This is a genomic window from bacterium (assembly GCA_021372515.1).
GTDB lineage: Bacteria > Gemmatimonadota > Glassbacteria > GWA2-58-10 > GWA2-58-10 > JAJFUG01.
The window spans coordinates 1-12,405 of record JAJFUG010000131.1; the positions used below are offsets into that span (position 1 = coordinate 1).

Sequence of the window (12,405 nt, forward strand, 5' to 3'; positions counted from 1 at the left end):
CTGGAGCGCCTGGGCGGCTGCGACTGGCTGATCGGCTGCCTGGATACGCTGCCGGACAGGGACATCCGCGGCACATTGCGGCCGGTGGGCGCGGCTCCGGATGCCGGGGCCTACGAGCTGGGGATGAACCAGAGCCAGCGGATGGACTACGACGGCGACGGGACGGCCTCGCTGCGGGATGCCACCGCCCTGACCCGGTTGATCCTCACGGACCCGCTGCCAGTGCGTCTGGATTTCAACGCCGACGGCCGGGTGGGGCTGCTGGACGTGCTCGACCTCCTGCTGGAGCTGCGGGACCCCTCGACGGTGTCTCTGTTCCTGGCCGCGCGGAATTGATTTGCCAGAACCGCCCGGGGGGCGCTAACTTTGATGCTGTCCCGGAAATGACTACGCTCACTGGAGGCTGTTCGATGCGGTTGATGCCAAAGGGACATGCCGGAGCCTTACGCCTTTTGCTGCTGACACTCGCTCTTTGCCCGCCGCTTTCCGCCCGTACGCTCTACCTGTCCCCCAGCGGAGATGACAACTCCCTGCCCCGTCACGGCGCGTTCTACAAATCGTTCGCCGCCGCAGCGCATTATCTGGAGCCTGGAGACACCCTGTTCGTGAGCAACGGGACTTACACCGGCGGGGTGACTCTGGCCCTGCAGGGCCGTCCCGAGGCCCCGATAGTGGTCCGCGGCGAGAGCCTGGACGCGGTGATCGAGGGCAGCGGCCGTGAGCGGGACGGCATTCTGCTGCAGAGCGCGGCCTGGGTCCGCCTGGAGAATATCACGGTCCGCGGCGCGCGCCGCTCCGGCTGCAGCGTGCGCTACTGCCGCAACATCGCCATCTCCGGCTGCCGTTTCGCCGACAACGAGGTCTGGGGCATTTTCACCAGCTTCGCCGATGATGTCCTGTTCGAAAACAACGAGTGCTGCGGCTCGAAGCGCCAGCACGGGATCTACCACAGCAACTCGGGCGATGGCTTCGTGATCCGCGGCAACCGGGTCCACGACAACGCGGGCAACGGCATCCACCTCAACGGCGACCCCGAGATCGAGGGCGGCGATGGTATCCTGAACCGCGGCCTGGTCGAGGGCAACGTGATCTGGAACAACGGCCGGGCCGGCGGCGCCGGGATCAACATGACTCACGTCCAGGACCTGATTGTCCGCAACAATTTGGTGTACAACAACCTGTCCGGCGGGATCACGGTCTACCAGGACGCCGGCTCGTTCGGCCAGGGCTCCAAGAAAGTGCTGATCACCGGCAACACGGTGTTCTTCCGTCCCGAGGAGGGCCGCAGCGGGTTGAATGTCAACGCCAGCAGCGAGAAAGTGGCGATCCTGGGCAACGTTTTCGTTTCCGGGGGACGGCGGGGGGTGATGGAGATAAACGCCGGCGGCCTGGGCAGCGTGTTCAGCGACTGCAACCTGTTCTGGGGCGTCGACAGCAGCCAGGCCGTGGAGCGCTGGGACCGGCGTCTGAGCCTGGACGGGTGGCGCACCCTGACCGGCTGCGACAGACATTCACTGATCTCCTATCCCTATTTTGTCGCGCCCGGTGGCGGGGATTTCCATCTTTCGGCCCACTCCCCGGCAGTGGGGCTGGGCCCGGCCCGGCCGCAGGTGCTCGAGGTGTTGCGCGGCCTGGGCGGTTTCGAATGGGTCCTGGCCCGGCTGGAGGGCCTGCCCGCGGTGGACCTGGAGGGTGCGGCCCGTCCGGACAGCACGGCCCCGGACGCCGGGGCCTACCAGCACCGGGAGTGAGCTGACCTGCCCGTAACAAGCTAAGGCGCGCCTGAAAAGAGAAAAACAAGACCCCCTGTTCCCTCCTTAGAAAAGGGAGGCCCGCCGCAAGCGGGCGGGGGTTGTCTGGAAGCTGAACAATACCATTCGAATGGGGCATGTGATAACAGAGTGAGTCCAGGTGTCCGCGGGCGTCCCCGACATGCGCCCGTGGAAACGGTCCGGCGATTAATTCAACAGAAAGAGACAAACTGAAACCAGCCTGAAAGCATAAAAGAACCCCCAGACACGGAAGCGTCACTTGGATAAGCCGAGGACCCTGCACCCCGCCTTGTTCTACCCGCTTTTTTTCGTTTCCGGAGCCGCGGGTCTGGTCTACCAGAGCCTGTGGCTTAGGCTTTTCACCCTGGTGCTTGGCAACAGCCTGCACAGCGCCGCAGTGGTGCTGGCCGCGTTCATGGCCGGCCTGGCCCTGGGGGCCTGGGCGGCGGGACGCCGCCTGGAGCGGGTGAAAGACCGCCTGGGTCTCTACGCTCTGATCGAGCTGGGGATCGCGGCTACCGGCCTGGGGACCGGCTGGCTGATCCCACGCATCGGACCGCTCTCGGCCTGGATGGTGGCGTCTTTGCCCGCCGGGCCCGTTTTCGCCGCCTCAGTGCGTTTCATTCTCTCCTTTGCTGTCCTGCTCCTCCCCACCGCCCTGATCGGCGCCACGTTGCCGGTGCTGAGCCAGCACCTCACCCCGCGCCTGGAGCTGGCCGGCCGCCGGATCGGCTCGCTCTACGGCTGGAACGCGGCCGGCGCGGTGGCAGGCTGCGTGCTGACCGGGTTCTGGCTGCTGCGCCTGGCCGGGATGCACGCCACGCTTCTGGCCGCGGCGGCGCTCAACCTGGCCGTGTTCGCCGCGGCGCTGGCCCTGCGCGCCATGGAGGGCAAAGCTCAGACCCAGCCGGTAAAAACCCAGGCCAGAGGGGCGCATCCCGCCCCGGTCCATGGCCCCCGGGTGCTGGTCGAGGCGGCCGCGCTCACCGGGGCGGCGATGCTGGCCCTGGAGCCGGTCTGGGCGCGGTTCCTGAGCTACATTGTCTTCAACGACATGTATGTCTACTACCTGATGCTGGCCGTGATCCTGGCCGGGATCGGCCTGGGGAGCCTGGTTTACGGGGCGTTACTGGAGCGGCGGCTGGTTTCCGTAACCGCCCTGGGCTGGCTGGAGACGGCCCTGGGCCTGAGCGCGGCGGCCTGCTACCTGGCCACGGGCTGGCACTACGGCCGTCCCGAAAGCGGCCTGGCGATCCGTCACCTGCAGGGCCTGTTCCCGGACGGTTTCCTGGGCCTGCTGGCTGTGCGCACTGTCTACGCGGTGCTGGTGATGTTCCTGCCCGCGCTCTTGAGCGGGATTATTTTCCCCCTCACCTGCCGCCTCTACTGCCGGGATGAGCGCGCGGTGGGCCGCGACACGGGGGTGATCTACGCGGCCAACACCCTGGGTGCGGTGGCAGGAGCGCTGCTGGGCGGACTGGTGCTGATCCCGCGCCTGGGAGTGCAGCCGAGCCTGTTCCTGGCCGCGGCGGCCACGCTCTACTTAGGGTGCCGCCTGCTGCTGGCCGACGGGAAGGGGAAAAAGGCTTCCTGGAAGCTGCGCGCGTCCCTGGCGGCTGTCATACTCGTATTCATCGCCGGCGCGGCGCTGCCGGCCAACCAGGTGCGGCGTTTCGCGCTCAAGGAGCGCGCCCACCAGGCGGTGCTGTTCTACCACGAGGGCCTCACCGGCACGGTGCTGGTCACGCGCGACAAGCTGAACGGTCTGCGCAACCTCTTCATCAACGCCATCGCCGAGGTGCACGACTCGTTCGGCGGGATGCAGACGTTCAAGCTGATGGGCCATCTTCCGTTCCTGTTGCACCGCGGCCCGGCGCAGAGCGTGCTGATGGTGACCTACGGGGCCGGGATCGCCTCCGGAGCGGTGGCCGTGCACCCGATTAAGGCGCTGCACGTGGTGGAGCTGGAGCCGGCCGTGGTGGAGGCCTCGCGCCAGTTCGCCGACCGCAACCGCAGCGTGATGGACGACCCGCGGGTGCGGATCCACCTGGAGGATGGGCGCAACTACCTCTACACCACCGGGAGCCGTTTCGACATCATCATCTCGGACGCCACCAACCCCGGCTCGGCCGACAGCTGGCTGCTCTACACCGTCGAGTTCTATCGTCTCTGCCACTCCCGCCTGGCCCCCGGCGGGGTGATGGCCCAGTGGCTGCCCCTTCACACCGGCACCCTTGAGGGCTATTGCGCGATCCTGGCCGCGTTCCAGGATGTGTTCCCGCACACCAGTATCTGGTTCACCAAGGACTACACCCTGCTGGTGGGGCTGCCCGACAAGCTGGAGGTTTCGTGGCCGGGTCTCAGGGCCGCCCTGGCCCAGCCCGCCCTGCGAGATGACCTGGCCCCCTGGTGCCTGGACCAGCCTCTGGAGCTGGCCGAGTGTTTCCTGACCGGCGAGGACGGGGTGCGCCGTCTGATCGGCAGCACGCGGCCCAACTCGGATGACCGTCCCTACTACCAGCTTTCGGCGACGGAGCAGGGCGGCGCCGAGGATATCCTCACCCTGCTCGACCGTTACCGCGAGCGCGAGAACGTGTTCCTGCGCGGGGTCTCGGTGGCGGAGGCCCCCGCGCTCACCGACAGCATGGAGGCGCGTTTCCAGGCCGAGCACTACATCCTGTTCCGCGACTACCCGAACGCGGACCGGGTGCTGCCCGGCCGTTGCAACGTGTCGCATTATCTGGAGGAGTACCGCGGCGAGCCGGACTACCTGGCCGCGGTGGCGGACAGCAACCCAGAATGCTACTATGTGCAGCGGCGTTCGGCCAGCGGCCTGGCCGCCCGGGGGGACTACCTTCGCGCCGCCCGTATCTTCGGGCGCATGGCCGGGCTCGACCCGGCCGACCCGGTGCTGCGCTACAACCGGGGCAACCTTCTGCTGGAGGCCGGCCAGGCCGACAGCGCGATTACGGCCTACCGCGAGGCGCTGGCCCTGGGGCGGCGGGATTCGGATATCCTGGGCCGGTTGGGACGGGCCTATCTGAAAGCAGGCCAGGCGGAGGCGGCCCTGCCGGTGCTGGATGAGGCGGTGAGCCTGGACAGCAGCAACGTGGAGGCGCTGTTCCATCTGGGCTACGCGCTCAACCGCAACGGCCGTCAGACCGAGGCCATCGCCTGCTACGAGCGCCTGGTGGCGCGCTTCCCGGACTATGTCAACGCCCTGATCAACCTGGGCTTCCTCCGTCTGGGCCAGGGCGACAACATCCGGGCCGAGACTGTCCTGAGCCGGGCCTCGCAACTGGAGCCGGGCAATTTCCAGGGCTGGTACGGCCTGGGAATGGCGCGCCTGCGCCTGGGACAGAACGCTGCGGCGGCCACGGCTTTCCGCGAGGCGCTCGAGCTGCGGCCCGGGGACACCGAGGTGCAGGGAATACTTGAAAAGATGAAATGAACTGGATCGGTACCGTACAGATGAAAAGCCAACCCAAAAGGAGTCATTATGTGGGTAAGAGCCTGTTGTGCCTGGCTGCTGTTTTCATGCAGCCTGCTATCGGCCGCGGTGGACCGCCGTATCGCGGTGGAGTGGCGGGACGGCCAGCCGCAGGGGCAAATCCTCGTGACAAAAGGCAGCCTGGACAGCCTGTGTATCATGCGGGGCAAGGGCGCGCTCAAGGGTGCGGGCGGGTTCAAGGCCACAGCCGCGGGGCCGTTCCGGATCGAGGCGCTGGTCCGCGGCTGCGACGATTCGTACGGCCAGGCGGCGACAATAGTCACTGTCAAGACCGCAGACAACCCTTTCAGCTTTTTCCTGCGCGATGCCAGCACGGATCAGCCGGTCTATATCCCCGAGTACGGCGTGGTGGTGACCGAGGCGTCGGACAGGCGCTCGTACACTGAGATAGAAACCGCGATCAAGGCGCGCGGCGGGCTGAGCAAGCTGGAGCGCCTGGCCGCGGAGCCTGAGGAGTGCTTCGACTCCGCCGCGGCCAACACCCGCAGCCTGACCTGCCAGACCTGGCTGGGGCTGAGCCGGGACATCCGTCTTTTCAGCATCGGGGACAGGCTGGAATGGATTCAGCCGCGTTTCCACGGCGATGAGGTCGCGCTGCCGGAGAACGGCGACCAGCCCTGCCGCTACAAGTTCCTGCTGGGCCGTGGCTGGGGCCCGGTGAGCCGGATCACCCGCCGTCTGGAGGATGGGGTTCTCCCCATCCTGCACGGCGCCCTGATCGATGACGACATCACGTACAACCTGACTGCGTTCGTGAGCCTCGAATCCAGCACGCTCACCGGGGAAAACCTGCGCGGCACGCATTACCTCGTGGCGGACGGTTTCGGCGCCGGGCACATGTTCACCCCGGAGCAGCAGGCCCGTTACGATGCTCTCGCGCCGGAGGAGATGAACCGTCCCGAGGAGACTGTCTTGTTCATGCGGATAGAGGCGGCGAACGCTGCTTCGGTCCCGCGCTACGCTTTCTTCCGGAATCCGGCCCCCGGACCGGCGGATGATTTTTCTTTCGCCACGGTTGCCCCGTACACTTTTGACGGGGCCGAGGGCCTGGGGGTGTTCGAGTCCGGCCGGGTGTTCGCGGTCTCGACGCTGGACGGCAAACCGTTGCGCCAGGAGCAGGCGGCGGTGGAGGTGCGGCCGGGCGGGAGCGCGGTGCTGGAGGTGCGCCTGCTGCACCGTCCCGTGTCCCGCGAGCGCGCCCTGAAACTCCGTGAAGCCTCGTTCGAGCAGCGCCACGCCGAGTGCCGCGCTTTCTGGCAGCACAAGCTCGACTCCGCCGCCCGCATCCACGTTCCCGAGCCGCGGATCGACAAGATGCTGCGGGCGGGGCTCCTGCACCTTGATCTGATCACCTACGGCCTGGAACCGGACAGCACGCTCACCGCCACCATCGGGGTCTACAGCGCGATCGGCTCGGAAAGCTCGCCCATCATACAGTTCATGGACGCCATGGGCTGGCACGAAACAGCCCGGCGGGCGCTGACCTATTTCCTGGACAAGCAGCACGACGACGGGTTCATGCAGAATTTCGGCGGCTACATGCTGGAAACCGGGGCCGCGCTGTGGAGCCTGGGGGAGCACTACCGCTACACGCGCGATGATGACTGGGTGCGGCGGATCGAGCCCAAGCTGGTCAAGGCCTGCGAATACCTGCACGCCTGGCGCGAGCGCAATATGAATGACAGCCTGCGCGGCCGGGGTTACGGCATGCTGGAGGGCAAGGTCGCCGATCCCAACGACCCGTTCCACTCGTTCATGCTCAACGGCTACGCCTATCTGGGGCTGGCCCGCGTGGCCGAGATGCTGGCCGCGGTGGACCCTAAGGAGTCGGCCAGATGGAGCCGGGAGGCCGAGGCGCTTAAAGCCGACATCCGCACGACCTTCTTCGAGTCCATGGGACGCTCCCCGGTCATCCCGCTGGGTGGCGGCGCGTGGTGCCCTACGGCTCCGCCCTGGCCCGAGCACCAGGGCCCGCTGGGCCTGTTCACTGACGGCGGCCGCTGGTTCAGCCACGGAGCGATGCAGATACGCGATGCCCTGGGGCCGCTCTACCTGGTCTATCAGGAGGTACTGGCCCCGGAGGAGACGGCCTCGACTTTCCTGGTCAATTTCAACAGCGAGATGATGACCAGCCGCAACACGGCGTTCAGCCAGCCCTACTACAGCCGCCACCCGGTGGTGCACCTGCTCCGGGGCGAGGTGAGGCCGTTCCTGAAAGCCTATTACAACACAGTGGCCAGCCTGGCCGACCGTCAGACCTACACTTTCTGGGAGCACTATTTCGGGGCCAGCCCGCACAAGACCCACGAGGAGGGCTGGTTCATGATGCAGACCCGCTGGATGCTCTGCCTGGAGAAAGGGACAGGGATCAAGCTGCTGCCGGGAGTGCCGCGCGCCTGGCTGGATCGCGGCAAGCGTATCGACCTGGAGCGTGTGGCCACCTATTTCGGCCCGCTCTCGCTGCATGTGGAGTCGGCTGCGGACCGTGACGCCGTCCACGCCGAGGTGGATTGCAGCGGCGCGCGGCGGCCGGGTTTCGTGGAGCTGCGCCTGCCGCACCCCCAGGGGCGCAAGGCGCTGCGGGTCACCGGCGGAGTCTACGACCCGCAGACCGAGACAGTCAGGATCGAGCCTTTCAGCGGCCGCGCCGAGGTGAGCGCCGAATTCTGACAGGACGGATCGGGGCGGTCTTCCTCAGCCAGGTCTTTCCCTGCGGCGCGGACTGTTTTATTATGTGCGGCAGTATCCGTCCATCGAACTCTGAGCCGCCGTCAATCCTTCGAGTCCAAGGGGGTATCCCGATGCACCGTTTCCTGCGCCGTCTGGGCCTTTTCACCGCAATTGCGCTCCTGGCCGCCGTGCTGCCCCTGGCGGCCCAGAGCTTTATCATCGACAGCCACATCCACGCCGGCAGCGACCAGCAGTGGGTGGACCGCCTGGTGAAGATCTACCACGAACACAACGCCATGGCCTGCGTGCTCACGTTTATGGAGGATTTCGACCTCATCGCCAAGGCGGCCAGGGAGCACCCGGACGTGGTTATCCCCTACGGTCGCGTGCAGCCGGATGACCCCAACGCGATCCGCGAGATAGAGAAATTCTACCAGGCCGGGTTCGTGGGGATCAAGTTCCATTCGCCGGAGGAGGACTGGGACAGCCAGAAATACTGGCAGCTCTACCGCGCCTGCGAGAATTACGGCCTGATCATGCTGTTCCACACCGGGGTCTCCAGCCGCCCGATAGAGGACAAGCCCAACCTGGGTTCCTCGATGCGCATGCGGCCTGGGTTCCTGGAAACCATCGCCCGGATCTGCCCGCGGGCCGTTATCCAGGGCGCGCATTTCGGCAACCCGTGGTACGATGAGGCGGCCGAGGTCTGCCGCTGGAGCCCCAACGTGTTCTTCGACATCACCGGTTCCACGCTGCACAAGCTGATCAAGCTGAACGACCTGGAGCGTTTCTCCAAGATCCTCTGGTGGAACGCGGGCGAGGGTGAGCAGACCATGCACACCCTGAAAGGCGGGCCGGACGCGTTCGAGCACATCGTGTTCGGTACGGATGAGGACCCGGAGGGCCTGGTGGGCAACATCGACCGTTTTCAGAAATTTCTGGACGCGAACAAGGTGCCCGAGGCCACGCGCCAGAAAATGTGGGGCCTGACCATCGCCCGCATCCTGGACATCGACCCGGCGACCAAAGCGTTCAAGCACCCGCGGCCGTTCGCCCCGGGGACTCACCCGCTGTTCGAGCCGGAAAAGTTCGGCAAGTGATGATTTGGGGCTGTTGAACCGGAGAATACAAGGGGCACGGCAGGCCGTGCTCCTTTTTTTACACACCCCGCCCGCTGTTCAGCAGGCACACCTCTTATTATTCCATTTTCAGATTACGGATTGACGATGTTCCCGAATGAGTAAAGGTGCACATGAAAGGCAAATCCCCCTCGATCCCCCTTTACGAAAGGGGGAGGGTAATTCCTTGCTGAATAGGCGTTTGATAATAATTCGGGCAGGCTGGAATCACCCCCCTTTCTCAAAGGAGGGCCGGGGGGATTTGCCTCTTCCACCGACATGTATTTGTCAGTTCTTAAGATGGATACGGTATTAGGGGATTTAAGCGGCTCACCTTACCCGCCATTCACTCCAGCACCCGGCTGACCCGGAAATTGTCGTAGTACAGGTGCGTGTGCCAGGTGCGCAGGCCGTGGAACCCGCTTTCGAGCTTTTCGCGGTAGAGTGTGCGGATAAGTGGGGCCCCATCCAGCAGCACGGTAACAAGCGGCGGCTGCAGAAGATAGGCCAGGTGGTGGACCCGCCCGAAAACGAGCGGCTCGAACCGGCGCTCATCCTTCAATTCGAACCCCGGGTCGAGACGCAGCCTCAGACGGAGGCGTTCAGTGCGGTCCGTGCTGTCGGTTTCGTTCAGCAGGGTGACAAGATAGTTGGGGAAGCCGTGATACTGCCCGTAGGAGCCGTTGCGGCCCGCGCCCGTCTCGAGCAGACCGCCCGGGCAGTCGGCCAGAAGGAACATGTTCACGTTGCTCTGCACACTCGATCCGTCCAGGCGGAAATCGTACTCCACCAACTGGCCGCCCTCGAATCTCTGCCTGCACCAGAGCGTGGCGGCTTTGATTTTCCCGTCGCGGGCGTCCACCTCCAGCCAGCCCTCGTTCAGGCGCAGGGCTGCATCCCCCTCGGCCTGCCAATGCTCCAGGCCGTCCGAGAAATCCTCGTAGAACACCTCCTCCAGGGCCAGGCGCTCGCCGCCCAAGATCACATTGCGCCGCGGGCCGGCCTGCGCGCTTTGCGCCACGGCCAGGGCTGCGGTCAGCATCAAGAGTATCAGCCTTCCGGGCATCAGCTCCCTCCTTGCCGCCTGTTGCGGTTTTAGTTGCCTGCCGGTATTATATACCACCGCCAGGCTCACTGTTCAAGGCTTGAAACCGGCCTGGCTAATGTTGGTGCAACCGCCACTCTGTCACAGGGAAAGCAGATGAGAGCCAAGATCGGTCTGACCACCATAGCCTGTTTATTAGTCTTTGCCGCCTGGGCGCTTGCCGCGGACACAGTCACACTAGAGGGCGGCGCGCTGCGCGGAGCCTGGGACCCGGCCAGCGGGCGGCTCTTGAGTCTGGAGAGCCTGGCCTCACCGCTGAAAGGCGCCCGGGCTCTCGAATTCGCCGGGCCAGCGGCCGGGGCGGCCGGGTTCGAGCTGTACGATGAGCTGGAGCACAAGCTGTATTCCGAGCGCACCGCGCCGGGCACGATCAGCGGCTGGCGGGTGACCCGCCTGGGCGCGCTGACCCGTGTCGAGTACAGCCGCCGGTTCGCGGGCGCGCCGTTCGTGGTGGATGTGCGCCTGAGCGGCGACAGCCGGGACCTCACCCTGGAGTGGAGCGCGCACCTGGAAAAGGGGCCGGATGGACGCTATCCGGCTCAGCGCAACGTGCGGGTCAGTTTTGCGTTGCCGGCGCAGAAAGGATTCCAGGGCTGGGCCGCGGCGTTCCCGGAGCCGTCCTCACTTACCGGCTCACCCCGCCGCTACTGCTACGGGCTGGACGAACCGGGCCTGACCCGCACCGGCATCCCGCTGTACACCCTGTTCCGTCCCGGCGCGGCCGGGCTGTCCGTGCTGGTGCCCCTGGAACTGCCCAAGGTGCAGCTCAACCTGGGGCCGGAGCCCGAGGACCCGTCCGGACTCTACGTACCCCTGGTCCCGGACCCCTCCTCGGCCGAGGCCTCGGTGCATTACGCAGCCAAGCCCGCACCGCTGGAGCCCTCCACGGTGAGTGTGGTGCGGGTCAGCGAGCTGCTGGTCGGCCTCACCGCGGGCCGTCCCCTGCGCTTCGCCGTGCGCCTGTTAGGCCACGCGCCCGACTGGCGCCCGGCCCTGGGCGGGCTTGTCGCGATGTACCCGGAGTATTTCCGCGTTGAAAGCGGCATGCGCTCGATCTGGGGCGCGCGCCAGGGGGCGAACGTGCACGTGGGCGACAAGGAGCTGGAGAGTTACCGTCGTTACGGCGGCACCTGCGCCTGGCTGCATACACACTTCTACCGTCACGGCGATTTCATCCCGCCCGAGGCAGAGTGCGACCCGGATTTCACCTGGTTCTGCGAGCCGTACGCGAAAGAGTATTTCGACATCAGCGTGAACTCCAACCGCCGGGTGATCGACCGCTTGAGCGACAACGGCCAGGCGGTGTTCCTCTACGGGTTCAACATCCACGCCGACACGGTGGCGATAACGGAGCGGGGGCTGTTCGCGGAGATCGCCCGGGGCCGGGACATGCAGCCCTCACGCTGCTACCACGACCAGCCGGTGATGTTTTTCGGCCCGGAAACTCCATTCGGCAAGCACCAGCTGAGCCAGATGGACCTGATGCAGCGGCTCTACCCGCGCATCGCGGGGGTGGCCCTGGACAACTGGGCCTACGGCGGAGTGGATTACGCCCACGATGACGGGATCACGATGATCGACAACCACCCGGCGGCCTCGGTCAATTTCAGCCAGCAGCGGATGATCGGCGCGATCGCCTCCAAGTGGCACGCTACCGGACGGCTGGTGATGGTGAACAAGGCGCGCACGATAGAGAGCCTCAAGGGGGCGGACAGCATGCTGAGCGAGGCCGAGGGCGAGGAGATTTTCGCCATGCTGGCCCTGATGTGCCAGGACCGCCACCTTCAGCCCACGGAATATTCGGCCGAGAACGACCCGGCCTACGCCGAGTACACGCTAAAGTACACGTTCGCCTGGGGCGGACAGCTGGGCGGCGGCCAGGCCGACCCCGAGGCGGCCCTGGCCTACGGCGCGCTGATGCGGTTCACCCGCAACCGCACCTGGGTCTACGACCCCGACCCGCTCGGCCTGCCGGAGGGCGTGCGCGGACAGGTGTTCCGCATTCACCCGGACAGCCCCTGGAACGCCGGAGATATAGTGGTCACCCTGTTGCGGCCCGAGGTGCGCATGCGCGAGCGGAAGTTCGTCCAGGGGCAGACAGTCAGCCTGCGCCTGCCCGAGAATGCGAGGATCAGGCGGGCCGCCTGGCTGGCGGTGGAGGACTGGGACAAGCCGCCCGTGGAGTGCCCCCTGGAGCGTAAGGGAGCCGAACTGAGCGTGCGTCTTCCG

General features: G+C 66.1%; 7 protein-coding genes. 6 read left to right on the top strand and 1 reads right to left on the bottom strand.

Translation table 11 applies throughout. The features are described 5' to 3' along the window. The 5 genes from LLH00_12620 to LLH00_12640 form a co-directional block, all read left to right on the top strand. On the top strand, window positions 1-336 hold a 336-nt coding region (locus LLH00_12620; GenBank protein MCE5272112.1), incomplete at its 5' end, for a hypothetical protein. Window positions 337-452: 116 nt separating this feature from the next. Then, entirely contained in the window at window positions 453-1,751 is a 1,299-nt protein-coding gene (locus LLH00_12625; GenBank protein MCE5272113.1) for a right-handed parallel beta-helix repeat-containing protein, read from the top strand. Window positions 1,752-2,031: 280 nt separating this feature from the next. Then, window positions 2,032-5,223 carry a fused MFS/spermidine synthase gene (locus LLH00_12630; GenBank protein MCE5272114.1) on the top strand — a complete coding sequence of 1,064 codons (3,192 nt, stop codon included), beginning with the start codon at window positions 2,032-2,034 and terminating at the stop codon, window positions 5,221-5,223. Between the two features lie 48 nt (window positions 5,224-5,271). After that, entirely contained in the window at window positions 5,272-7,953 is a 2,682-nt protein-coding gene (locus tag LLH00_12635; protein ID MCE5272115.1) for a hypothetical protein, read from the top strand. A gap of 131 nt (window positions 7,954-8,084) precedes the next feature. Then, window positions 8,085-9,053 carry an amidohydrolase family protein gene (locus LLH00_12640; GenBank protein MCE5272116.1) on the top strand — a complete coding sequence of 323 codons (969 nt, stop codon included), beginning with the start codon at window positions 8,085-8,087 and terminating at the stop codon, window positions 9,051-9,053. A 364-nt stretch (window positions 9,054-9,417) separates the two neighbouring features. Here LLH00_12640 and LLH00_12645 read toward each other — a convergent pair whose 3' ends face one another. Next, complete coding sequence (locus LLH00_12645; GenBank protein ID MCE5272117.1) at window positions 9,418-10,137, bottom strand: DUF6250 domain-containing protein; 720 nt, start codon at window positions 10,135-10,137, stop codon at window positions 9,418-9,420. Window positions 10,138-10,272: 135 nt separating this feature from the next. On the opposite strand from LLH00_12645, the gene LLH00_12650 reads away from it, so the two are divergent. After that, the coding region (locus tag LLH00_12650) for a hypothetical protein (GenBank protein MCE5272118.1) at window positions 10,273-12,405 on the top strand (2,133 nt) is incomplete at its 3' end.